Here is a 23715-nt window from a genome sequence, read left to right on the forward strand (position 1 = left end):
TTTTAAGAATTTCCTTTTTCCTGTTGCAGGAATGGGTATAAACCGCTCATATCCCGGCTGTGAAAACCAGCCGAGGCTGCGTCATGGAATGCTTCTTTTGCACTTTGAAACCCTTGCAGCGTGGATGTGAGCGTTTCATCAAGACCAGCTGTTAAGTTTAAGTCCTTCAACAACAGCTCAAGTGCAAATCCTGGTTCATAATCATCTTTGGCGATAAATTGCTGATAGTGACGGTCGTAAATTTTACTTTGAGCAAAGCTTGAACTTAATATGTCGTATAAAGATTGCTGATCAACATTTACAGCTTCAGCCATAACCATAGCTTCACTTACAGCAAGCGTATGCATACCGACAAAATATTGATTTAACAACTTAATTTTCGTTCCGCTTCCGACTTCACCTGTATAATGAACATGACTTCCCATACACGAAAGTAATGGCAGTGCCTGCTCAAAAGCTTGACGACTCCCGCCGGTCATGACTGTCAAGGTTGCCGCTTCAGCGCCGGTTGTTCCTCCGCTCACGGGTGCATCCATAAAAGCCACCTCTTTTGTTTCAGCTGTGCGGTGGATTTCATGAATAACATCGAGTGATGTCGTACTTAAATCTATAAGCAATGCCCCTTTTCTCATATGAGTACATAAATCAGCTTCTTTTAGTACAACAGAAGCGACATCTTCCGGTTTCGGCAGACACGTAAATACAGCGTCTGCATCAGCTGCGGCTTCTTGAATAGATAAACTTTTTAAACCGCCTGCTTGTACAAAACGATCCACTTTTTCTTGTGAGCGGTTAAAACCGTACACATCATGGCCGGCGGCTACCAAGTTTTTCGCCATTGGCATGCCCATATTTCCAAGCCCGATAAAGACAATTTTCATAAAGCTGCCTCCCTTTATTCGATCTATTGATACAATTAATCATAAGCAGGATGAATTCCTGCCCGCAAAAACCATTGATTTTCGACTAAAATTTGTTATGATAATGCAGCAAAATTTGATGATTTGTGGGGGCGCTTATGCCATGGTTTTCGTTTTATTCATCCTTGCCGCTATTATTACAGTGTTAAGTGCGATTAAATTATCAACTTATGCCGATGTTTTATCCCATAAGACAAAGGTCGGAAGTATGCTGCTAGGCTTTTTACTACTCGCCGGTGTAACGTCATTACCAGAATTAACGACTGGTTTGACTGCTTTATATATTGAAAATGTCGACCTTGCAATGGGAAACATGGTCGGGAGCAATTTATTTAATATATTCATTATTGCCGGGTTTGATTTATATTTCCGCAGGCAGCGCATTTTTTCAAATGCAGCACAAGGTCACGCATATACTGCTGCACTCGGTGCGGCTCTTACTCTTATTGTACTGGCTGGTTTGTTTTTTCCTGCTGCAGCCGCGTGGGGTGGCATCAGCTTATTCAGTGTCCTTTTAGTTGCTGCTTACGCTGCAGGCACACTCAGCCTTCGCGAACGGATGAGCAGCGGTGGCGCTGATGCTGAACCAACGAGTGATATGCTCCCAGTCGTTTCAGTTAAGCAGGCTAAAGTCCGCTTATTCATCAGTGCTGGACTCGTTGTCGCTGCCGGCAGTATTTTATCAATTACCGGGGATCAAATCGCCCTCACAACCCCTCTCGGGTCAAGTTGGACCGGCAGCTTCTTAATTGCTGCTTCTACCTCCCTCCCCGAGGCTGTTGTCGTTTTAATTGCTATCCAATTGGCAAATATTAACCTTGCCATAAGCTCAATTGCCGGAAGTAACTTATTTAATCTAGTTTTGATCGCACTGCTCGACGCAGCCTACCGCCCGCAGTCTGTCTTTTTCGTCGCAGATGATGCACATATTTGGACGGCTTTTGCTGCACTTTTTTTGTCATTATTGTTTGTCTACAGTTTAATTTCAGCTAAAACAACCTCAAAACAAATTTACAGCTGGCCTTCGGTCTTGATGATCATTGTTTATTTTATTTTTTCGATTGCGCTTTTTCTTATGTAGATAGAACGAGCCACATAATACCGGCTGTGACGGTAAGCGCACTTATGATCGTGTAACGATAAATTGGCTCAGTCTCTTTCAAAATGAGACGTGCAAGAATGATTGTTAACAGCGGCTCTAAGGCTGCAACAACAGAAACGTAAGAAACTGGGGTGAACTGCAGCGCCGCAAAAAAACAAATCATTGCTGTACCGGTACCAAGTCCAGCTAGCATATAAAATGGGTTTTTGTTTTTCATTTGAAACTTAAGCTGCTTTGTCACACTCGTATGTCTTGCTTCTAAAATAAGAAATGCAGACAAAGCAACGAACGCGCTAATTAAAGCACCTAAAAATGGATCAGGCATCACTTCCATGCCTGGACTTCTCATCGTTTGACCGAAACCGAATGCAGCAGCTGATACAAGCGCAATGACGTAACCGCGCCTTTCTGCTGCTCCATTCCCTTCTGCTGTTGTTGCGTTTCTTACCATGAACCAACCTTGAATCAATAAACCTGCCATAACGAGCAGCGCTCCAGTCATTGGAAGAAGTTCAAGCTCTTCCTGAAATAGAAGAACTGCAAAAAATATGGTGAACATGGGTGCACTGTTTTTAATTGCTGTTCCACGGGTAGGCCCAATATCACGAAAACTGCGAAACAAAGTAACGCGGCCGATAAATGTCGTGAAAAAACCAGCAAGCACAAACCACCCGACACCAACCAGCGTTACTTCTACTGCAGTGAAGAGCAGTCGGTATGTTAATAGTGCGGTGACCATCATTAAAATATTAATAATTAAAGTCATAAATACACCATTATCTTCAGGCGATTTTCGCATACCTAACCGAATGAAAATATTACTGAAAGCAAAGCCGGCAGCTGTGCCTAGTGCGAGCAGAATCCCCATATGTCATTTCCTTTCGAACTTAAAGCTTAGTTGCTACATCTTATCCTTTTTTTGAAGCCGGCGTCAATTTTATACATCGTTTTGAATTAATCATCAGCAAAAAGCTTTTGCTCAATGTTTGAGCGCTCAGCTCCGCCGGGAAAGCGGCCGGTTAAATCACCATCAGCATTAAAAGTTAACATATAAGGGACGTATTCAATTTGAAGTTGTTCAAGCGCAACACCTTCTTTGTCAAGTAAAACACTTTTAGCACCTGCTTCTTGTAAAGTCGCTTTAGCTTTAGATAAAGATGGCTCTTGAGCACTCGCGTTAACGAGTACAATATGCGCGTTTTCTGCCTGTGCTTTTTGGTATTTAAGCATCTGTGGGAGCTCCTGCTGACAACGGGCACACCACGTGGTAAAAAAGAACATAAGTACAGGCTTACCGGAAAAGATCTCACTTGAAACCTCTGTATCATCAAGCTTCGTTAATGTGACTGTTTCACTCTGCAGGTTAATATTTTCAATCGGTGCCACACCTGTTTCCACTGCATTTTTCCACGGGGCTTCCCAAATGTTATACATCACACCGGCTGCTGCTATAATGAGACAAAGTGCAACGCCATACAAAAATTTCGGCATAAATGTTCCTCTCCTTCATACGCGCTGATCCGGTGATTTAGAAAGGATAATGATTGATGACCTCAAATTTACGTGTTGTTTTAATTATACTTGCCCTGGTCATTGCCGGACTTATTTTAGGTGCTGAGGCGTTTGGGTGGCATATTCGCGAATGGCTTGGATTATTTTTAATTTCTGCATTTTTCATCTGGACAGCGTTTTTAGGACTGAAACACCGGAGGCGTTAAGTGTAAGTGCATAGTATAGTTTATTCACCCTTTAAAGCCTCTATGTGAATTTACGCACAGCCGCTTTTCCGGTATGATAAATTTGAGAAACCATGAATGAAGAAGGGAAGTTTTCGCCATGGCAACTGTATTTTCAGGCATTCAGCCGAGCGGCACACTAACGCTCGGAAATTATTTAGGCGCGATGCAGCACTTTGTTGACCTGCAAGAGGAACACGAAAGTTACTTTTGTGTCGTCGACCAGCACGCCATTACTGTTCAACAAGATAAAACAAGCCTGCGCAAAAACATCCGCAGTTTATCTGCACTCTACTTAGCCGCTGGCATTGATCCAAAAAAAAGCACACTCTTTATCCAATCCGAGGTACCTGCGCACAGCCAACTTGCCTGGATGTTGCAGTGCGTTTCTTATATCGGCGAGCTAGAGCGCATGACCCAGTTCAAAGATAAGTCTACAGGAAAAAACGCCGTATCATCTGGCTTATTAACTTACCCACCTTTGATGGCTGCAGACATATTGCTATACCAAACTGATATTGTACCGGTCGGTGAAGATCAAAAGCAGCATTTAGAGCTTACACGGACACTTGCTGAACGTTTCAACACACAGTACAACGACATTTTCACTGTTCCTGAAGTGCAAGTCCCCCCCGTAGGCGCACGCATCATGTCTTTACAAGAGCCTACGAAAAAGATGAGTAAATCCGATGAGAATTCAAAGGCGTACGTTTCAATGCTCGATGATGAGAAAACGATCACGAAAAAGCTTAAAAGTGCCGTGACTGATTCCGACCAAACTATTGTTTTTGATCGTGAAAACAAGCCTGGTGTAGCCAATTTGTTATCAATTTATGCACTTGCAAGTGGCCGTACCATACAAGAACTTGAAAAAGATTATGCCGGAAGCGGCTACGGCACCTTTAAAACGGACGTAGCACAATCGGTGGTTGAACTGCTTTCCCCGATTCAAACACGCTATTACGACTTAATCGAGTCCAAAGAATTAGATGACATTCTTGACGCTGGTGCAGAACATGCAAACCGTCAAGCAAACAAGTCTCTTATTAAAGCCGAACGTGCGATGGGGCTTGGACGCCGCCAGCGAAAATCTTAAAAAAAGAGCTGCAAGCTTTAACAGCTTGCAGCTCTTTTTTTAATATCCTTTTTGCTTACGCCAGATTTTACCTACAAATAAGCTGAAACCAATAGTGCCTACAGCAAAAACAATTGTTAAAATCTGCATTACAACATAAACCATTCCATCCATGAACTCGTCCCTCCACATTCATTGAAGTATACTCTTCTGCTATTATATCCGAGTCCTAAGGACGTGTAAACGCACTTCACAAATTGGACTTTTTCGCTGAGCCATCGACTTGATGTTGAAGCTCCCATAACTTTTCAAAAAACGGCTGTCCACGGATGATACGGCGGCATAATTCATGATGTGCAGAACTCCATCCCTGCTTTATTTCCCGGTACAAGCGATGCCATAAATTATGTTTGTCCATTTGCTGGACCGCCGGATAAGCCTCAGGATTCCATTCAGTATACCAATAACGTAGCTCTGGAGCACTTGCTGTCGTATACAGTTCATCAAGCGCCATATATAGCAGTTGTTTCAGCTGACGTTCGCGCCGGGTTAAACCAAGCATTTCATGCGGCGGGGGTGATAAGATATGATACCCTTTTTTAACAGGTTCGATGTGAAGACTGAAATAAGGCACCCCTTCTTCTTGAATCCGCTCAATTAATAGTGCCTCCTGGCGTGGGGTCATACGACTTTTACGCATCGCTGTATCATAACCGATCGTATCAATGACCAGTCCGCGCTCTCCATCTGAAGCTGCAAAACAGTAATCAAGCGTTGTTTGGCGCATATTTTTCCGCAGCTTGGTTTGTTGATACACAGCTTTTAACAAGGATGGCGGCAGGGGTTCTAATGTGTTTTCTAAATGTTCAAACAACGCTTTTGTTACACGAACGATGATACAGCTATCAAGTACTTCAATTTGATCTTCACTGCGCCATTCATGATAAGGACAGACGTTATAACTATTTTCTTCACCTTCAAACCAATTCACCCAAACATCACGGATCCGAACCATCGCTTCTCCTCCTCTCAGCCGAAGGTGCTGACTATTGAATCTACACCCATTATGGTCAGAGGATGTCCATGTTATTCCAATAAATTAAACAATTTCAGTTTCTTCTACTGGAGAACTTATAAGGGAGCATACTTAAAATAATTAACAGCCAACCGCACAGAAACATATACAATTCTATACGTCCACTAATAAATATCAGGTAGGTGTGCAGAGGATAACCTGCCGCCATGTAATTCATATATGCCAGCACACTGATTCCTCCTGACACAGCCAAGCCGAAACCAACAAATAAACTAAACAGCCTCACCCTGCACCTCCCCGAATTTTTGCAACCATAAATAAATTTTCATACAATAGAATGAGAATTGTCGAAAGGGTGACCAACGTGCGCACTTACCGTGAACAGCAAGCTGTTGAATATGAAGACATGGCTGTCCAATATGATAAACTTGTCCAATCACTGAACGCGCGCAGTGCTTTTTTAGCGAACGAAACCCGATTTACACACCTCAGACTTTATAAGGAACAAGTCGAACAAATTGAAGAAATTCAAGCCTATTTTCGAAATGTGGGTATGTCAGAATCCGATATGACAACTGAAGCGGTCCTTACCATGGCTCTTAAAGAATTTTATGAGTTTGTCCAATCATTAAGAACAGAGAGCTGACCTTCCTCAAACATGGCACAAAAGCTTGATTTGAACGTACAGATCGGAGTGATCAGCATTGACCAGCATACGAAAAGCTTCCGGCCTTCGAACCAACCGGATTGGAAGCTCTTATGTACACCGGATGACCCGGCCAGAGGGAGTTGAGGCTGTTCAAGCTGTTACACCGGCTTCTCCTGCAAGAGAGGTTGATGAGCAGCCAAGCTATCAAGAAGCTTCTGCTTATGCCCGAGGCATGATTGAACCTTTTAAAAAGTTTTATTACTACAACCCACGTGCTGTTCAGGTAATAAATCGCGATACGTTAACAAACGAAAACAAGAAAAAAGCCGTCATCGAAACTGCCGAGCTGTTAAAGCGTTATAACTATTGGCACATGGCTATGCAGGAATATGACAAAAACAACAGTACGCAATTTGTTCTAGAGATGGATCAAGTAACAAAGCAAAACCTTCCGTTGCTTTATAATGATGGAATTTACGAAGGTAAGGGCGGGGAGCTTCGTCTTGACCCCGAACGGTTAATTCGCAGTTTAAAAGCTGGTAAAGATCCGGATAAACCTTTGAAAGATTGGCGCGCTCAGTTATTTGACACTTATCATGCTTGGTGGTCCGGCGCGCACTCTCTCTTATCTAATCCTTCATTTCAACAGCTCGCTGCCGAAGAAATTAAAGGGTTTATGTTTGAAGAAAAAACGTAGCTGTATTAAAGGATGGCGATATGAGTGAAAGTGATAGCAACACATCAAAACGCAGATTTTGACGGTGCCGCTTCTGTACTAGCGGCAAGTAAGTTATATCCGGACGCTGTTCCGTTATTACCTGACCAGCAACAACCGATGGTTAAACAGTTCTTTGCAATTTATAAAGATGAGCTTCCTTTTCAGAGCCCTAAAAACATCACCCATGAAAACGTTACCAGCATTGTTTTAGTTGATACGTCACAACTGCAGCGTATCGGTGATTTTAGTGAAAAATGGCGGATTGAAAAAGTTGATGTTTTTGATCATCACCCGGTAACAGAGAGCAGCTTTCCGCCGGGTGATGGTGAAATCAGCAATACCGGCGCTGCTGTCACACTTTTGATCGAGCGGCTGGCTGCTCAACAGATTGAGCTTTCCTCTATTGAGGCAACACTTTTAGGGCTCGGCCTCTACACTGATACAGGCTCGTTATCATTTACAACAACGACGAAACGGGACTTACAAGCTGCAGTGTTCTTAATGGACGCCGGGATGAACCTTGCTTTAATTCATCAGTTTTCTTCTGAATCACTTACAACTGAACAGCAACAGATGTTTCAAGATTTGTTAAACAGTGTTGAAGAGATTGAACTCGAAGGCCAATCTCTTTTAATTGCTCATACTTCGAGCGCTTCATTTAAAAGCGGTCTTGGCATTTTAAGTGCGAAAGTACTTGAGACAACTGGGGCTCACGGTGTCTTTGCAGTTGCAGCCATGGATGACCGTATTTTTGTAACCGGTCGCTCCCAATCCGAGCGTCTTGACGTTCGTCCGCTTATTCAAGAGCTTGGCGGCGGGGGGCATGCTAAAGCTGCTGCAGCCACGGTCAAACATCAATCACTTCAAGAAATTATTCATACCATTCATGAGCACGCTTTTCATTGTGTGAAACCTGCACTCAAGGCTGAAGATTTAATGTCAAGCCCAGTCAAAACTTTAAGGTCAGATGTTACGATCCAAGAAGCTAAAGATTATATGACACGCTACAGCCATACCGGCTTTCCGATCATTGACAATGACGAGCTGACCGGCATCATCTCAAAACGTGATGTAGATAAAGCAATACATCATGGGCTCGGTCACGCTCCGGTCAAAGGATATATGAGTACACATCTAGTTACACTTCAGCCGGAGGAGCCACTGGAACGGATACAAAAAACCATGATTACAAAAAATGTTGGACGACTGCCTGTTGTTCAAGATGGGCAGGTTATCGGGATTGTATCGCGGACTGATTTAATTCATGTTCTACACAACGAAGATGTTCAAGCGCAGCTCTATGAAGAGGAAAATGCAACACAGCTTATGCATGAGCAGTTTTCTAAGGAGACGATTCACTTTCTTCAACAAGTTGGTGAGCTTGCAGACGAGCTAGATACGAACGCTTATATGATTGGTGGTATTGTGCGTGACTTATTTCTAAGACGACCAAATGAAGATATAGATATTGCAGTTGAGGGAAAAGCTGATATCTTTGCTGAAAAAGCGGCTGAGCGTTTTAAAGGTACAGTACAATTTCATGAAAGTTTCGGTACAGCTCAGCTTGTACTTCCGAATGGGGATAAAATTGATGTTACGAGTTCCCGTACAGAATACTACTTAAAACCAGCAGCCCTCCCGACTGTAGAGCGATCCAATGTACAGGAAGACTTGGCTCGTAGAGACTTCACGATTAACGCAATGGCTATTCAATTAAACAGTGGTGATTTCGGCCGCTTAATTGATGCTTACAATGGAAAAAACGACTTAACAAACAAAGTATTGCGGACGTTGCACAACTTAAGTTTTGTTGAAGACCCTACCCGTATTTTACGTGCTGTCAGGTTCGAAACCCGGCTCGGCTACAAAATGGATAAAGATACAGAGAACTTTGCTCGCCAGCGGCCAACTTCCATTCAGTCCCTGTCTAAAGACCGGGTTTGGTCGGAGTTCCAGCATTTTCTACAAGAAGTTGCACCTGGAGAGATGTTTGCAAGACTCGAAGAACTTGATGTCTTAGATGCATTTATGCCTGGTGCTTCATTTAAACCTCCCGTCGTGACAGCTCTCTTTCAACGCGTTCGCTCGAACAACCTAAATGTAGATGAAAAAATGAACACACTCATCCAACTTTTAGCATTGTTTACCGAGAGCCGCAGCAGCTTTGAAAAGAGCCTTTTGTGGATGCGTTCCAACCCAGAGCGTACGCTCGTACAACAAATTATAAGTCTTTACGATACAACATGGATTAAAGATGTTGCTTACGGAGCTCTGCACGATGCCTTTTCGCATGTTCAAAATATGTCACTCTGGTTTACATCACGCTGGTTTGAAGCAGCAGATGAGTCAGAAAAAGCTTATGTGCTTTATACTTATTTTGAAAAAAAACAATCCATGCCTGAGCTCATTAACGGAGATGATTTGCGTAAATTCGGGCTTTCTCCGGGTCCCCAATATAAAGAGATCATACACAAAGTTGAAAAAGCATGGTTTGATGCTTTACTCACAACAAGAGACGAGGCACTTTCATTTGCTCAAGGGCAAGTCGAGGCATATATGAAACAATTGAACGACTAATTTTTCACAAAAAATAGTCAGTAACGTCACAATCTGCTATAATCGGCTTGACTGTGCAAGGAGGATGAACCAATTTGAACCGTTATGAAGCCCGTGTCGAGCGTGAACGAAAACGGCTCAGGCGCAAGTTTATCATGCTTGGGCTTTTGAAAAGCGTACTTGCTGCTTTATTTATCTGGAGTCCATTGGAAAATAAAGTTGCATCAGACCCTGAGCAATCGACGTCGAAAACATCGATGGAAAGCGCTAAAGCCGAAAGTGCTGCGACTGACGAAACAAGTGATGAAGAAGAAATAAATGATAAAAAAGAAAATCGCGAGCCAATGCATGTGCTTCTTGTAGGTATCGATGAAAAAGAACATGAATCACATGCACGCACAGATACAATGATGGCCGCAAAGTATGACCCTGGAGTAAATGAAATTCGACTTGCTTCTTTGATGCGTGATACGTATGTAGACATTCCAGGTTACGGAGAAAACAAATTAAACGCTGCCTACGCTTATGGCGGCATTGAGCTTTTAGAAGAAACTGTGGAAAAAAATTACGAACTCGACTTTGACCATTACGTTAAAGTGAATTTGGATGGTTTTTCTGACATTGTAGATATTGCTGCACCAGATGGGCTTGAAGTAGATATTGAACAGGAAAAAAGCTATACCGATCAAGCTGGCGGATTGAATATTCACTTTACCCCAGGTAAACAAAAGCTTGATGGCGAGGAAACCCTAAAATATGTTCGCTTCCGGTCTGATGAGGAAAATGATTTTGGCCGGGTAGCCCGTCAGCAAGAAGTATTGGAGCTTCTCCAGAATGAATTGTTAAGTTTTTCGACAGTAGCCCGTGTTCCTCAGTTGATTGGTGCGATCCGTCCAAATCTTGAAACTGATATTTCTGCAGGAGGTATGCTCTCTCTTGGGCGTGATGCAGTTACAAGCGATATTAAAAATATCGAAACGCTAACCGTCCCTGTAGAAGGAACTTATCAACATGAATACTTTAGCCATGCCGGATCTGTCTTAAAAATCGACCACGATGAAACCCAAGACATACTTGAAGATTTTTTCTCAGGTGTAGATCCAGTAGACTTGCAAGATGAAGACAAACAAGAAGTAGAAGAGTAAAAAAGAACGCACCGCAAAAGCGGTGCGTTCTTTTTATTCTTCAAAACGTTTAAAGGCTAATGTTGCGTTATGGCCTCCAAAACCAAGTGAGTTACTAAGCGCTGCATAAACCGGCTGCTCACGTTTTTTGTTTGGTACATAATCTAGATCACAATCCGGATCAGGTGTTTTGTAATTTACTGTTGGCGGCAGCACGCTTTCTTGGATCGCTTTAATTGTGAACAAAGCTTCTACTGCACCGGCTGCACCGAGCAGATGACCGGTCATGGACTTTGTAGAACTTACGCCAAGTTTATAAGCATGGTCGCCAAATACAGATTTGATCGCTTTCGTTTCAAATTGATCATTGTAAGGAGTACTCGTCCCATGTGCATTAATGTAGTCGAAAGCATCAAGCGCTAAACCGCTATCTTCAACCGCCTGAGCCATAGAACGTGCTGCACCCTCTCCATCCGGTGCCGGTGCTGTTAAATGATACGCATCACCAGTCGCCCCGTATCCGACAATTTCAGCATAAATTTCCGCCCCGCGCGCTTTCGCAGAAGCTAGTGATTCAAACATAAAAATGGCAGCACCTTCACCCATAACAAAACCGTCACGATCTGCATCAAACGGGCGTGATGCTGTCGCTGGATCTTCGCTTGTTGTAACCGCTTTGGCCGTACTAAAACCAGCCACAGCCATAGACGTAATCGGCGCTTCTGAACCGCCGGTAATCATCGCATCTGCATCACCGCGCTGAATAACTTTAAATGCATCTCCCATGGAGTTGGTTCCTGAAGCACAAGCTGTTACTGAACAAGAGTTAATCCCTTTTGCGCCTGTAATGATTGAAACTTGGCCTGAAGCCATATCTGGAATCATCATAGGTACGAAAAATGGGCTAACACGCTTATAACCTTTATCCATAAATTTATAGAACTGCTCTTCGTGCGTTTCCATACCGCCGATGCCGGAACCGATCCAAACGCCTACGCGCTCAGCGTTTTCTTCCGTAATTTCAAAACCTGCATCTTCTACTGCCATGAGTGCTGATGCCACTGCAAACTGGGTGAAGCGGTCCATTTTCCGAGCCGCTTTTGGATCCATATAATCACCAGCAGAAAAATCGTTCACTTCGCCGGCCACATTTACTGGAAAGTTTTCTTCATTCACACGTGTCAAAGGTCCAATACCTGACATACCCGCCTTTGCATTTTCCCAGGATGTTGCTGCGTCAAGACCAAGCGGACTCACTGAACCTATACCTGTGATCACAACGCGTTGTTTTTCTGTCATTACAGACAGCCCCTTTCACATCAATAATTTAACGACCCCAGCGAAGCGAAACCCCGCTCCAAACAAGACCTGATCCGAATCCGACCATAACGATATAGTCTCCGTCTTCGATTTTCCCTGCTTCAAGTTCTTCAATTAAAGCAACTGGAATCGAAGCTGCCGAAGTATTTCCGTACTTATGAACTGTTGCGGCCATTTTTTCTTTAGGTAGCTCCAAACGTTCCCGAGCCGCTTCCATAATGCGGATGTTTGCTTGGTGCGGCACGAGAAAATCAACATCGTCTTTCGTCCGTCCGGCTTTTTCAAGCAGATTCATGCAAGTGTCACCCATCTGCCGAACCGCGAACTTAAAAACTTCGCGTCCATTCATTTGCAAATGAGGATCCTGTTTAATATACATCGCACCGGAACCATCAGCGCCGAGTTCAAATGACTCAATCCCGCGGTCTTCAGAAACCGGACCTATGACACATGCGCCGGCTGCATCACCGAAAAGTACAGCTGTATTACGGTCCGTGAAATCAACAGTTTTTGAAAGTTTCTCTGCACCTACAATCAAAACATTGTTATACGTCCCGGTTTCCACAAACTTAGAAGCTGTACTCATTGCATATAAAAAACCGGCACAAGCTGCACTTACATCCATCGCGCCGGCGTTATAAGCACCAAGGCGTTCTTGAATGAGCGCAGATACAGACGGAAACGGATAATCCGGCGTTACTGTAGCAACTAAAATTAAATCGATATCTTCCGCTTGCACATCAGCGCGATGTAAAGCCTCAACTGAAGCATGATAACTCATATCTGATGTATCAACGTCTTCGTGGGCAAACACCCGGCGCTCAATACCTGTACGTGTGCGGATCCACTCATCCGAAGTATCAAGGGTTTGTTCAAAGTCTTTATTTGTCACTTCTTTACCTTCTACGTAGCGTCCAATGCCGAGAATCCCTGCTTTTCTCAACTCTTCTCCCCCTTGCCGCCCGCCTTAAAACGTCCGGGCGCTTATAAGTAATTCTTAGTACCTGATCTTAATTTTACGCCAAAATTCATGAACTGTCCATATTTCTTATTCGTATTAAGCAAACACAAAAAAGCTTCAAGCCGCCTGCTGAAAAGCAAGGCTTATGCTTGAAGCTGCCACTATTATTCATGATCATTCGGCGTGCGCCAGTAGGACGGACTGCCGCCCCACGGTCCATGAGGCGGACCAAACTGCGGCCCATACTGCGGACCAAAACCTGGACCGAAATGCGGGCCGTAACTTGGGCCAAAACTAGGGCCGTATTGCGGACCATACTGCGGGCTGTACACTTGAACAGGACCTTTGCTTTGATAACCGCCGTATAAAATCGGACCAACAGCAAGCCCGGCAAGAAAAGGAAGAAACGGAAAGTAGCGATGCTCATACTTGCCTTTAGGTCCGCGAACAGGAAACGGATGCATAAGCTGACCTCCTTTACAACTTCTATGATCAACTTATGCTTATATCCTAAAGCTGTGCACATCCCTAAGAAGATAAAGTACGCCGGAAGCTAAATTCAGCAGCAAACGCGAGAACAAGTGCAATAATGACAGCGGCAGCTTCCGGTAGTTGAAAAACGTAAAATGAAGCTGAAAAACTAAGCACCAGCACAGCACAAAAAATGAGCGCGCCTAAGACGATCGGATTCATAACGCCACATCCTTTCCATGCATTCCACTTCATTTTAGCTTATGTACTTCACTGAGACCAAACGCTTTCCCAATGTTAAAAACTTTGAGCTCATGATCATTTTTGTCATGAGCTCAAATCAAATTATTGAATGACTGATGCAAGGACAGCCTTCTGCACATGGAGCCGGTTTTCAGCTTGTTGATAAACAACTGATTGTTCACCATCTATAACTGCTGTTGAAACTTCTTCCTCACGGTGAGCGGGCAGGCAGTGCATGAAAACTGCCTCCGTGGAAGCTTCAGCCATCAGCCCGGCGTTTACTTGAAAAGGTTGAAAGGCTTGAAGTCGTTCACTTTGTTCACTTTCATACCCCATGCTCGCCCACACGTCTGTATAAACGACATCTGCATTTGTAACAGCTTCTACCGGGTCGTTACCGATATGAATTTTTGCGCCGGTTGTTGTAGCTGCTTCTTTCGCTTGTTGAATTGCAAATCCTTCTGGCTCAAAGCCTTCCGGTGCCGCAATTGAAACATCCATTCCCGTTTTTGCTCCAGCTGCAAGTAAGGAATGAGAAACGTTGTTGCCGTCTCCAACATAAGCGAGCTTTTTACCTTGTAGCGACCCATGCACTTCTTCAGCGGTCATCAAATCCGCAAGCGCCTGACACGGATGGTACGCATCTGTCAAAGCGTTAATGACCGGGCAGTTTGCAAATGATGCAAACTCTGCTACTTCTTCGTGGCTATTCGTTCGAATCATCACAGCATCCACGTATCTTGTGACAACCGAAGCTGTATCTTTAATCGGCTCTCCACGGCCAATCTGCATATCACGGCCGCTCAAAAATAAAGCATGGCCGCCGAGCTGTGTCATCCCGGTTTCAAAAGAAATACGGGTACGTGTAGATGGGTTCTCAAAGATCATACCAAGCGAACGTCCCTGCAGTTCACTCGTATAAATCCCATTTTTAACCGCTGCCTTAAGCTGGTGGGCTTGATCAAGAAGGTAACGGATTTCGTCAACTGTGAAATCATATAGTGATAAAAGGTGCCGCCCTCTGAGTTGTCCTTTATCTAGTGCTCTCATTGATTCACTCATCTCTCTACACTCCTTGTGCTGCTGTATCTTTGGCCCGCCAAGTTTCAATGGAAATAGGTGCAGCATGCTGCTGGTTTAAGCCTTCGATCAAGTTTGTGAATGTACGATCGTTTGTAACAATGGTTTTTCTCGCTTTCAGTGCTTCACGCCGCATGCCGCTGCCTGCACCTGTTTCGTGCCACTGCACTAGGGCAAGGCTGTCTTCATCCTTCAGCCAGTCAGTAAATGATGTGTCGCTCGGCCGTTTAATCGTGTAGCCACGATTCTCAAGCGTTTTGAGAGCGTCTGCCACCTCTTGAGATTGTGTATCGATATCTAGATAGACTGAGCCAAGCTTCCTATACAGCGCAGGCACTTCTTGTTCTGACCAGGCGAAGGTCTTTTGCACAGCTTCAGCTTTGGCTGCACCGATACTGATTAATTCCCCAGTTGATTTCATTTCGGCACTTAATGCCGGGTCCAGGCCAGCCAATTTCGTATTGGAGAAAACCGGGGCTTTGACGGTTACATATGATGTTGGTGCCAGTAGTCCAGTTTGCATGCTGCCTACATTTTGTAGGCTTTCTCCAAGAAATAGTTGAACCGCTAATTCAATCATCGGAACACCTGTGACCTTTTGTAAAATCGGTACAGTACGAGAAGCACGCGGATTCACTTCAATGACGTAAATTTCTCCACCATGCTCAACAAACTGAATGTTGAAAATTCCTGTAAAATTCATACCAGAGGCGATTGCCTGCACATCTTTTTCAAGCTTTTTTAATACGTCTTCGCTAACATCGACCGGCGGGGTTACAGCCATAGAATCACCTGAATGTACCCCTGCTTTTTCGATATGCTCAAATACACCAGGAATTAAAATGTCTTTGCCGTCTGTAAGCACATCTACTTCTAACTCTTTTCCAGGCATGTAACGATCGATAAGCACCGGATAAAACTCAGCACTATACTTATCATTGACATCAGCTTCAAGTGCTTCTTTTGTGTGATAAACCACCATGCCTTGACCACCGATGACATAAGACGGGCGCAAGAGAACCGGAAATCCTAAGTTTTCTGCTTTTTCAACGGCTTGAGTACCGTTTGCCGCCGCCTCTCCAGGAATGTGAGGAACACCGACATCCTTTAACAACTTATAGAAACGATCTCGATCTTCAAGTTGATCGATAACATCGGCAGTTGTGCCGGCAATTGGCAGCCCTGCAGACTCTAAGGCTTTTGTTAAATCAATCGCCGTCTGTCCGCCGAGTTGAACGATAACTATATCAACTTGTTCGCGCTCGGCAACATGGATCACATCTTCAGCAGTGAGTGGTTCAAAGTAGAGTCGATCAGCTGTAGCATAGTCTGTGCTCACCGTTTCAGGGTTATTGTTCATAATAATCGTTTCATAGCCTGCTTCCTGCAAAGCAAATACCCCGTGTACAGAACAGTAATCAAATTCAATGCCCTGCCCAATACGGATCGGCCCCGAGCCAAGAACGAGGGCTTTTTTCCCGTGCTCTGCCGGGGCTTGATCATCTGCACCACCCCAGCTCGAATAAAAATACGATGTTTCTGCTTCAAACTCTGCCGCGCACGTATCCACCATGTGATACGTCGGCGTTAGCCCAGCTTCCATCCGATCATTGCGCAATTCTGTTTCTGTCGTGCCCAGCGCATAAGCGAGCCATTCATCACTAAATCCTAGGTGTTTCCAAGATTTCAGCTTTTCTAAGGTAACAGTTTCATAGTTTGCTGCTCTTACGTCATTTTCTGCTGTAATCAGTTTCATCCAGCTGCGCAAATACAACCGTTGAATGCCGGTTGCATCATGAAGATTCTCCAAAGAAACACCACGGCGCATGAGCTCCAGCACAGCTAAATAGCGACGATCATCCTGTTGATAAAGGACTTCCCATATCGCTTCATCAGATAACGGGCGGAATTCCGGCCATTCTAAACCGAATGTTTCAATTTCAAGGGAGCGTACCGCTTTTTGGAATGCAGCTTCAAGATTCTGCTCAAGTGCCATGACTTCCCCAGTAGCTTTCATTTGTGTTCCAAGCGTACGTTCAGCATCCGGAAATTTATCAAATGGCCAGCGCGGAATCTTTGTTACAACGTAATCAAGTGCCGGCTCAAAGCTTGCATACGTATCTTTTGTGACCGGATTTTTGAGTTCATGCAGATGATAACCGAGACTAATCTTTGCCGCCATTCTCGCAATCGGATAACCTGTCGCTTTTGATGCAAGGGCTGAGGACCGGCTTACGCGCGGATTCACTTCTATCAAGTAATACTGTTTACTATGCGGGTCAAGCGCAAACTGAATATTACATCCGCCGATCACACCTAGTGCGCGAATAATTTTTAACGAAGCTGTACGGAGCATTTGATACTCTTCATCTGTTAACGTTTGCGAAGGTGCGGTTACAATCGAGTCACCTGTATGAATCCCGACAGGGTCAATGTTTTCCATATTACAAACCGTAATACACGTGTCATTGGCATCACGCATCACTTCGTATTCAACTTCTTTGAAACCAGCAATACTTTTTTCCACTAAACATTGCGTGATCGGACTTGCTTCTAATCCCCCTGCTACGATGCGACGAAGTTCAGCTTCATCCGGTGCGATCCCACCGCCACCACCGCCAAGGGTATAAGCCGGACGTACGATAATCGGATAGCCGACATGCGCGGCAAATGTTGTCGCTTCTTTCACGGTCTCTACAATTTCACTCTCAGGAACCGGTTCGTTTAATTCATGCATTAAAGCACGAAACTCTTCCCGGTCTTCGCCTTTCATAATCGAAGCAATTGATGTTCCAAGCAGGCGCACCCCGTGCCGTTCAAAAACATTTTGCTCATTCATCGCGAGTGCCAAGTTTAACCCTGTCTGGCCTCCTAGCGTTGCAAGCACACCATCCGGCTGTTCTTTTTCTAAAATCATTTCAATTGAATCCGTTGTTAAAGGTTCAAAATATACTTGATCCGCGCAAGCTTCATCCGTCATAACTGTCGCCGGATTGTTATTGACTAGAATGACGCGGACACCCTCTTCTTTCAGCGCAAGGCACGCTTGTGTACCAGAGTAATCAAATTCAGCTGCCTGACCGATCACAATTGGACCAGACCCAATGACAAGTACGCTTTGGATCGAAGTATCTTTAGGCATGAAGGGCCGCCTCCTTTCCTTCAGCTACGACTGTTAAAAACTGCTGAAATAATCCATTGCTGTCTGTTGGTCCAGGATGAGCTTCAGGGTGAAACTGGGCTGTAAATACCGCGCGTGCATTATGCACCAAGCCTTCAACCGAGCCGTCATTAATGTTATGAAACTTAACAGAAAAGCCGGTACCGTTTAAGGACTCCTCTTTCACTACGTAACTGTGATTTTGCGAGGTGATATAGACACAGTTTGTTTCTTTGTCGATCACCGGCTGGTTCGCACCACGGTGTCCAAACCGTAATTTTTCCGTCTCTGCACCATGTGCAAGGGCTAAAAGCTGATGTCCAAGGCAGATGCCCATGACTGGATAGCTTTCAGCTACTTGTTTAATATCTGAAAGCAAGTGCTGCATCTGCTTTGGGTTTCCTGGGCCGTTACTTAACACCACACCATCTGGTTTTTCAGCTTGAATCTCTTCAAATGTGCTGTTCCAAGGCATAATGGTCACAGCGCAGCCAAGCTCGACAAGGGCATTGCCGATGGATTCTTTCGTACCGAAATCCCATAAAACAATGTGCGGTCCGTCATTATTCATCTTAATTTTTTTCTGAACGGAGACATCCGGGATTAACATTAATTCTGCAAGCGGTGCTTGATCTTCAAGCGAACATTCTTTTGGCGGTTCCGTCGTGATGACAGCCTGCATATCCCCGTTATCACGCAGTACTTTAACGAGGGAACGCGTGTCGACATCAGTTAAAACCGGTACATCATTTGCTTCTGCAATGCTGCATAATGAAGTTTCAGAAGCATAATGATCCCCTTCTTCTTCAAGCGTATTTATAATAAGTGCTTGCGGCTGCAGGCTCTTACTTTCATTATCACCGGCGTTCCAGCCGTATTGACCGATTAATGGATACGTAAAAACAACCATTTGTCCGTGAAAAGAAGGATCGGTCACAACTTCTTGATAACCGGTCATACCGGTGAAAAATACAGCTTCTCCATAGACTGGATTGTTCAATTCTGTACATAACGTGCCTGTAAAATAGTCTCCATTCTCTAGCACAATATAACCTTGCATATCGCGCGCCCCCTATGCGTATTCTTCAGCGTATGCTTGCAGGATATGAATCAATTGATCTGTAGCTTCATCTAATAGTGGATCAGGGATGTTGAGTGGCGGCAGCAGCCGCAAAACATTCGGTCCAGCATTTAAAACAAGCACCCCATCACTTCGAAGCTTTGTCATAATATCAGTCACTGGACCTATGCATTCAATACCGATCATCATCCCGAGCCCGCGAACTTCATGAACAAACGGATTGTTATGAAGTGCTTCATTCAGCTTCTTCTGGACTGCCTCACCGCGTCGCGACACTTCAGCTAATTGTTCTTCGGTTAACTCGTTAAGCACGGCGTTGACTGCAGACATCGCCAAAGGATTTCCCCCGAACGTTGAGCCGTGTGTGCCCGGACCAAAAGCGTCTACTAGTGACGCTTCAGCAAGTACGGCACCAACGGGAAAACCATTTCCTAGCGCTTTAGCCGAGGTAACAATTGATGGACGCATACCGTAATGCTCAAATGCAAACGTGCGTCCAGTCCGTCCAATACCCGTTTGGACTTCGTCAACGATAACGAGCGCTCCATGTTCTTTTGCGACCTGCTCAACAGCTTTGTAAAACTCAGCATCACCAAGTTTCACACCGCCTTCACCTTGCACAATTTCAAGCATGACCGCTGCTGTATTTTGATCCACAGCTTCTTTTACAGCTGTAATATCGTTAAATGGTACATACGTAAACCCTTCAAGGACAGGACCGAATCCGCTGTGCACCGCCGGTTGTCCGGTAGCTGCCATCGACCCTGTTGTTCGGCCGTGAAACGATTGATGAAATGTAACAATGGTTGTTTTTCCTGTCGCCTTTCTTGCCAGCTTAATTGCACCTTCATTTGCCTCAGCCCCGCTGTTGGCAAAAAAAGCTGCATTTAAACCGGACAATTCAGCCAATGTACGCGCAGCTTGTTTTTGACTGTCATAATGAAAAAAGTTAGACGCATGCCAGCCTTGTTCAAGCTGTGCTTTGACAGCAGCTGTAATTCGCGGATGCGTATGACCGAAGTTGACCGTGCCGATACCGGACATTAAGTCTGTATATACTTTTCCATCCGTATCTTCAATTGTAGATCCGGCAGCTGCTTGAAAAGTAATGGGCCACCGTTTATATGTTGGAAAGATGTATTCAGCGGTTGTTTGTTCAGTCATGATTTCATCACCCTGTTTCTACCTTTTGTTCTGCTGGTGTTGTACCTGCTGTTATCGCCGTACCTTGAATCGTGCCGTCTGCCGGCTTTTCTGCTGCCGTGCCGCTTGCGATCACCACTTTTTTCACATGCCCATCTAAGCAATTCATAGCTGCTTGAACTTTTGGAATCATACCACCATAAATCGTTTCATCTTGAAGCAGTGCTTTCGCTTCTTCCTTTGTTAATGTTGGAATGACTTCGCCCTCGGCCTGCACGCCTGGCACATCAGTTACAAATACCATTTCTTCAGCGCAGCAAGCTTCGGCAACAGCGCCTGCAGCTGTATCTGCATTCACGTTTAACCGTCCACCTGCTTTATTTTGTGATACCGGAGAGACAACTGGAATGATGCCTGCTTCACAAAGACTGTAAATTAACGAAGGATCTGTGTCAGCCGGCTGCCCGACAAGTCCGAGCTGTACTTCATCAATGACTTCAGCTTGAACGATTGGTCCATCTGCACAAGAAATGCCGGCTGCCTGCCCTCCAGCTTCTTGAATTTTTTCTACAATCATTTTATTGACCTGCCCTGACAGCACCATTTCTGCGACTTGAAAAACTTCCGGTGTTGTTTTTCTTAACCCGTTCACAAAAGTTGTTTCGACTTGAAACGTCTCTAGCATTTCGTTAATCACTGGACCGCCGCCGTGTACGATGACCGGATGGCGTCCGTATTTTTTAAGCTCGACAAGTTCTTGAAAAAATGCCTCTGTTAATGACGTGACCGTTGAACCTCCACACTTAACGACGACGATCCCTTCCATAATGTCCTCCTTTTTCCTGTTCAGCTACGTCCGGTAGCCGGCATTAATACGCACATAATCATAAGTTAAATCACAACCCCAAGCTTTGCCGCTGCCCGGCCCTTGATGAAGGTGAACGTGAATAACGACGGTTTCATTTTTCAAATAGGTTGTCGCTTCTTCTTCAGAAAATGGCTGAGGCTGCCCTTGTTTTAAAACGTTAATTGAGCCGATGGATATATCAACGCTTTCTACTGTAAGAGCGGCACCACTGTAACCGAGGGCGCAAATGACGCGTCCCCAGTTTGCATCATTTCCGTAAGCCATCGTTTTCACAAGATCACTGCCGACGACTGCTTTTGCCGCTTTGCCTGCTTCTTCATCATCCTGTGCACCTTCAACTTGCACTTCAATCAGCTTTGTTGCCCCTTCGCCATCCTGGGCAATGCGCTTGGACAAGTCTTCGCTTACGGCTTTTAGCATACCCGTAAAAACGCTCCATTCCGGATGATTCGGTGTTAACTTGTTATTGTGAGCAGCGCCGCTTGCCATCACTGCAACCATGTCATTTGTAGATGTATCGCCGTCAACTGTGATCCGGTTGTATGTCTGATCTGTTACTTCTTTTAATGCGTCATGCAAAGCAGCTTCATCAATGACTGCATCAGTAGTTAAGAAAGCAAGCATCGTTGCCATGTTTGGTTTAATCATTCCTGAACCTTTAGCTACGCCTGCAAGCTTTACAACAGCTCCATCAATGACAGCTTCATAACATGTATGCTTTTGAATTTTATCTGTCGTTAAAATTGCTTCATTAAAAGCATGGGCTTTTTCAGTGCTTCTTTCAGGGTTTAGTAATTCAATACCGGGCAGAATTTTATCCATAGGCATCGTTTCACCGATCACTCCGGTAGATGCAACTCCTACATCCTCAACTGACAAACCTAGCTTTTCTGCGGCGGCGGCCTGCATAGTATATGCATCACGCTGGCCTTGTTCACCTGTGCAGGCGTTCGCATTGCCACTGTTTACGATAAATGCCTGCAAGGTCCCGTTCGTTTGAATCGCTTCTTTTGTAACAAATAGCGGTGCTGCCTGAACTGCATTGGTCGTATATACCGCCGCAGCTGCAGCTGGATGTTCACAAAAAATAACGCCTAAATCTTTGCGCCGGCGTTTCACCGACGTATGGAGACCGTCGGCAAAAAATCCCGCCGGTGCTGTTATGCTTTCATCAACTTTTTGAATCATTTTACTTTCGGTGTTTGCCGGCACAAAAACGCCTCCTTCAGTTTTAAGTTACGGAAATACTGGAGCCTGTTGAATCCCCGTGTTTTGAGAGAAACCAAACATAACATTCATGTTCTGTATAGCCTGCCCAGCAGCGCCTTTCACTAAGTTATCAATTACACTGACGACCGTAAGCCTACCCGTACGCTCATCTAAGGCTGTGCCAATCATACACATATTGCTTGCGTACGTTTCTTTTGTCGACGGGACGCGACCATCTTGATGCACATGCACAAAAGGCTCATTTTGATAAGCCGCTTGATATAATTCATCGATATCTTTTCGATTGAGTTCTTGTGACGGTTGAACATACATTGTCGCCATAATTCCACGTGCCATAGGAGCAAGGTGCGGCGTGAACGTTAACTTTTGATCAGCGCCTCCGAGTTTATGCAAATGCTCTTCCATTTCCGGCAGGTGCTTATGTGTGTTTACACCGTAGGCTTTAAGATTTTCATTCGTCTCACTAAAATGTGTCACCGCACTTGGCGAACGACCTGCGCCGGTTGTTCCGGTTTTGGCATCAATAATAACCGAAGCGCCGTCGAGTATCCCTTCATTCGCAAGCGGCAACAATCCAAGAAGCGAAGCTGTCGGGTAGCAACCCGGGTTCGCTACAACATTTGCAGATTGAATACTTAATGCATTCCATTCAGTCAATCCATATACTGCCTGTTGTCGTAACGCATCAGGTGCTGCAGTTCGTTTATACCAAGTTTCATATACACTTTGGTTTTCTAAGCGAAGATCTCCGGAAAGATCGATCACTTTCGCCCGCTTGTTTAAAAGCTTTACTGTTAATTCAGCAGAAACGCCAGGTGGTGTCGATAAAAAAATGACATCGTGTGCTTCTCCCATTTTCTCAGGAGTTACGGCTTCAAGTTGGTACGTCGGAAATGAAGCAAGATGAGGATATAATTCATGCATTGCTGTTCCTTCTTGTGAACTTGAATAAAGTGTAATATTTTCTACTTTATAATGCTGATTTAACAATCGAAGCAGTTCTACTCCTCCATAACCAGTTGCGCCTACAATTGCGATATTCATAAACTTGCACCTCTTGTTATTTTTATACGTCCTTCCGATGTGTTTAATTATAATAGTGAATAAAAATAAATTCAACTGTATTTTTATATAAATTTTCGATTTTTCTATTGAACACTAAAAAACCTACATGGAAGAAGGTATAATCGTATAAACAAACTTTTAAGAAAAATGAAGGCGGACGTCTTCGGGATTTTTCAC

Annotated in this window: 23 protein-coding genes; 7 read left to right on the top strand and 16 right to left on the bottom strand. The window is 44.5% G+C overall.

Annotated features, from left to right (window positions below; translation table 11 throughout):
* Positions 1–2: 2 nt before the first annotated feature.
* On the bottom strand, positions 3–881 hold the full coding sequence (locus B0H94_RS02375) for an NAD(P)-dependent oxidoreductase (RefSeq protein ID WP_106587637.1): 879 nt from the start codon (positions 879–881) through the stop codon (positions 3–5).
* Positions 882–1023: 142 nt separating this feature from the next.
* Between B0H94_RS02375 and B0H94_RS02380 the strand changes: the two genes are divergently transcribed.
* Positions 1024–2001, top strand: coding sequence for a sodium:calcium antiporter (locus tag B0H94_RS02380; RefSeq protein WP_181315217.1), 978 nt, complete (start codon positions 1024–1026; stop codon positions 1999–2001).
* On the opposite strand, the gene B0H94_RS02385 is transcribed toward B0H94_RS02380, so the two are convergent.
* Both B0H94_RS02385 and B0H94_RS02390 read right to left on the bottom strand, forming a co-directional pair.
* On the bottom strand, positions 1994–2890 hold the full coding sequence (locus B0H94_RS02385) for a DMT family transporter (protein ID WP_106587639.1): 897 nt from the start codon (positions 2888–2890) through the stop codon (positions 1994–1996). The two genes, B0H94_RS02380 and B0H94_RS02385, sit on opposite strands and share 8 nt — an antisense overlap.
* A gap of 86 nt (positions 2891–2976) precedes the next feature.
* Entirely contained in the window at positions 2977–3513 is a 537-nt protein-coding gene (locus B0H94_RS02390; RefSeq protein WP_106587640.1) for a TlpA family protein disulfide reductase, read from the bottom strand.
* Positions 3514–3569: 56 nt separating this feature from the next.
* Here B0H94_RS02390 and B0H94_RS15075 point away from each other — a divergent pair, with 56 nt between their 5' ends.
* Positions 3570–3740: a hypothetical protein gene (locus B0H94_RS15075; protein ID WP_181315218.1), complete on the top strand. Its 171-nt coding sequence runs from the start codon at positions 3570–3572 to the stop codon at positions 3738–3740.
* Between the two features lie 118 nt (positions 3741–3858).
* Complete coding sequence (trpS, locus tag B0H94_RS02395; protein ID WP_106587641.1) at positions 3859–4854, top strand: tryptophan--tRNA ligase; 996 nt, start codon at positions 3859–3861, stop codon at positions 4852–4854.
* Positions 4855–5083: 229 nt separating this feature from the next.
* Here the strand turns inward: trpS and B0H94_RS02400 are convergent, their stop codons facing one another.
* On the bottom strand, positions 5084–5848 hold the full coding sequence (locus B0H94_RS02400; RefSeq protein ID WP_106587642.1) for a DUF3603 family protein: 765 nt from the start codon (positions 5846–5848) through the stop codon (positions 5084–5086).
* Positions 5849–5942: 94 nt separating this feature from the next.
* Entirely contained in the window at positions 5943–6155 is a 213-nt protein-coding gene (locus B0H94_RS15555) for a YuzI family membrane protein (protein ID WP_106587643.1), read from the bottom strand.
* Between the two features lie 78 nt (positions 6156–6233).
* Here B0H94_RS15555 and B0H94_RS02410 point away from each other — a divergent pair, with 78 nt between their 5' ends.
* The 4 genes from B0H94_RS02410 to B0H94_RS02425 all read left to right on the top strand — a co-directional run bounded on the left by B0H94_RS02410 (position 6234) and on the right by B0H94_RS02425 (position 10937).
* Entirely contained in the window at positions 6234–6515 is a 282-nt protein-coding gene (locus tag B0H94_RS02410; protein ID WP_106587644.1) for a hypothetical protein, read from the top strand.
* A gap of 58 nt (positions 6516–6573) precedes the next feature.
* Positions 6574–7215, top strand: a complete 642-nt coding sequence (locus B0H94_RS02415; protein ID WP_106587645.1) for a hypothetical protein — start codon at positions 6574–6576, stop codon at positions 7213–7215.
* A 24-nt stretch (positions 7216–7239) separates the two neighbouring features.
* Positions 7240–9813: a CBS domain-containing protein gene (locus B0H94_RS02420; protein ID WP_106587646.1), complete on the top strand. Its 2574-nt coding sequence runs from the start codon at positions 7240–7242 to the stop codon at positions 9811–9813.
* A gap of 74 nt (positions 9814–9887) precedes the next feature.
* The gene (locus tag B0H94_RS02425; protein WP_106587647.1) at positions 9888–10937 is read left to right on the top strand and encodes an LCP family protein; all 1050 of its coding nucleotides are present in this window, start codon (positions 9888–9890) and stop codon (positions 10935–10937) included.
* 33 nt (positions 10938–10970) lie between these two features.
* On the opposite strand, the gene fabF is transcribed toward B0H94_RS02425, so the two are convergent.
* The 11 genes from fabF to argC all read right to left on the bottom strand — a co-directional run bounded on the left by fabF (position 10971) and on the right by argC (position 23517).
* The gene (gene fabF / locus B0H94_RS02430) at positions 10971–12215 is read right to left on the bottom strand and encodes a beta-ketoacyl-ACP synthase II (protein WP_106587648.1); all 1245 of its coding nucleotides are present in this window, start codon (positions 12213–12215) and stop codon (positions 10971–10973) included.
* 28 nt (positions 12216–12243) lie between these two features.
* The gene (locus tag B0H94_RS02435; RefSeq protein ID WP_106587649.1) at positions 12244–13179 is read right to left on the bottom strand and encodes a beta-ketoacyl-ACP synthase III; all 936 of its coding nucleotides are present in this window, start codon (positions 13177–13179) and stop codon (positions 12244–12246) included.
* A gap of 182 nt (positions 13180–13361) precedes the next feature.
* Positions 13362–13661: a penicillin-binding protein gene (locus tag B0H94_RS02440; RefSeq protein ID WP_106587650.1), complete on the bottom strand. Its 300-nt coding sequence runs from the start codon at positions 13659–13661 to the stop codon at positions 13362–13364.
* A 64-nt stretch (positions 13662–13725) separates the two neighbouring features.
* A complete protein-coding gene (locus B0H94_RS15080; protein ID WP_181315219.1) occupies positions 13726–13890 on the bottom strand; it encodes a hypothetical protein in 165 nt (54 codons plus the stop codon).
* Positions 13891–14013: 123 nt separating this feature from the next.
* A complete protein-coding gene (argF, locus tag B0H94_RS02445) occupies positions 14014–14973 on the bottom strand; it encodes an ornithine carbamoyltransferase (protein ID WP_106587651.1) in 960 nt (319 codons plus the stop codon).
* A gap of 4 nt (positions 14974–14977) precedes the next feature.
* Positions 14978–18133, bottom strand: coding sequence for a carbamoyl-phosphate synthase (glutamine-hydrolyzing) large subunit (carB, locus tag B0H94_RS02450; RefSeq protein WP_106587652.1), 3156 nt, complete (start codon positions 18131–18133; stop codon positions 14978–14980).
* Positions 18126–19211 carry a carbamoyl phosphate synthase small subunit gene (locus B0H94_RS02455; RefSeq protein ID WP_106587653.1) on the bottom strand — a complete coding sequence of 362 codons (1086 nt, stop codon included), beginning with the start codon at positions 19209–19211 and terminating at the stop codon, positions 18126–18128. The genes carB and B0H94_RS02455 overlap by 8 nt, the downstream gene beginning before the upstream one ends.
* 12 nt (positions 19212–19223) lie before the next feature.
* Entirely contained in the window at positions 19224–20396 is a 1173-nt protein-coding gene (argD, locus tag B0H94_RS02460; RefSeq protein WP_106587654.1) for an acetylornithine transaminase, read from the bottom strand.
* A 7-nt stretch (positions 20397–20403) separates the two neighbouring features.
* Positions 20404–21201 carry an acetylglutamate kinase gene (argB, locus tag B0H94_RS02465; RefSeq protein WP_106587655.1) on the bottom strand — a complete coding sequence of 266 codons (798 nt, stop codon included), beginning with the start codon at positions 21199–21201 and terminating at the stop codon, positions 20404–20406.
* A 24-nt stretch (positions 21202–21225) separates the two neighbouring features.
* Positions 21226–22455, bottom strand: coding sequence for a bifunctional glutamate N-acetyltransferase/amino-acid acetyltransferase ArgJ (argJ, locus tag B0H94_RS02470; protein ID WP_427909924.1), 1230 nt, complete (start codon positions 22453–22455; stop codon positions 21226–21228).
* A gap of 24 nt (positions 22456–22479) precedes the next feature.
* Complete coding sequence (gene argC / locus B0H94_RS02475) at positions 22480–23517, bottom strand: N-acetyl-gamma-glutamyl-phosphate reductase (protein ID WP_106587656.1); 1038 nt, start codon at positions 23515–23517, stop codon at positions 22480–22482.
* Positions 23518–23715: the final 198 nt, after the last annotated feature.

The organism is Salsuginibacillus halophilus (assembly GCF_003014715.1).
In the GTDB taxonomy this organism is placed as follows: Bacteria; Bacillota; Bacilli; order Bacillales; family Marinococcaceae; genus Salsuginibacillus; species Salsuginibacillus halophilus.

What these genes read in the sequence shown, in the direction of transcription:
- argF (WP_106587651.1), bottom strand. Translation starts at nt 14,973, where the DNA reads ATGAGTGAATCAATGAGAGCACTAGATAAAGGACAACTCAGAGGGCGG.
- B0H94_RS15075 (WP_181315218.1), top strand. Translation starts at nt 3,570, where the DNA reads ATGACCTCAAATTTACGTGTTGTTTTAATTATACTTGCCCTGGTCATT.
- B0H94_RS02375 (WP_106587637.1), bottom strand. Translation starts at nt 881, where the DNA reads ATGAAAATTGTCTTTATCGGGCTTGGAAATATGGGCATGCCAATGGCG.
- B0H94_RS02385 (WP_106587639.1), bottom strand. Translation starts at nt 2,890, where the DNA reads ATGGGGATTCTGCTCGCACTAGGCACAGCTGCCGGCTTTGCTTTCAGT.
- B0H94_RS02380 (WP_181315217.1), top strand. Translation starts at nt 1,024, where the DNA reads ATGGTTTTCGTTTTATTCATCCTTGCCGCTATTATTACAGTGTTAAGT.
- argD (WP_106587654.1), bottom strand. Translation starts at nt 20,396, where the DNA reads ATGACTGAACAAACAACCGCTGAATACATCTTTCCAACATATAAACGG.
- trpS (WP_106587641.1), top strand. Translation starts at nt 3,859, where the DNA reads ATGGCAACTGTATTTTCAGGCATTCAGCCGAGCGGCACACTAACGCTC.
- B0H94_RS02400 (WP_106587642.1), bottom strand. Translation starts at nt 5,848, where the DNA reads ATGGTTCGGATCCGTGATGTTTGGGTGAATTGGTTTGAAGGTGAAGAA.
- fabF (WP_106587648.1), bottom strand. Translation starts at nt 12,215, where the DNA reads ATGACAGAAAAACAACGCGTTGTGATCACAGGTATAGGTTCAGTGAGT.
- B0H94_RS02390 (WP_106587640.1), bottom strand. Translation starts at nt 3,513, where the DNA reads ATGCCGAAATTTTTGTATGGCGTTGCACTTTGTCTCATTATAGCAGCA.
- carB (WP_106587652.1), bottom strand. Translation starts at nt 18,133, where the DNA reads ATGCCTAAAGATACTTCGATCCAAAGCGTACTTGTCATTGGGTCTGGT.
- B0H94_RS02455 (WP_106587653.1), bottom strand. Translation starts at nt 19,211, where the DNA reads ATGCAAGGTTATATTGTGCTAGAGAATGGAGACTATTTTACAGGCACG.
- B0H94_RS15080 (WP_181315219.1), bottom strand. Translation starts at nt 13,890, where the DNA reads ATGAATCCGATCGTCTTAGGCGCGCTCATTTTTTGTGCTGTGCTGGTG.
- B0H94_RS02440 (WP_106587650.1), bottom strand. Translation starts at nt 13,661, where the DNA reads ATGCATCCGTTTCCTGTTCGCGGACCTAAAGGCAAGTATGAGCATCGC.
- argC (WP_106587656.1), bottom strand. Translation starts at nt 23,517, where the DNA reads ATGAATATCGCAATTGTAGGCGCAACTGGTTATGGAGGAGTAGAACTG.
- argB (WP_106587655.1), bottom strand. Translation starts at nt 21,201, where the DNA reads ATGGAAGGGATCGTCGTCGTTAAGTGTGGAGGTTCAACGGTCACGTCA.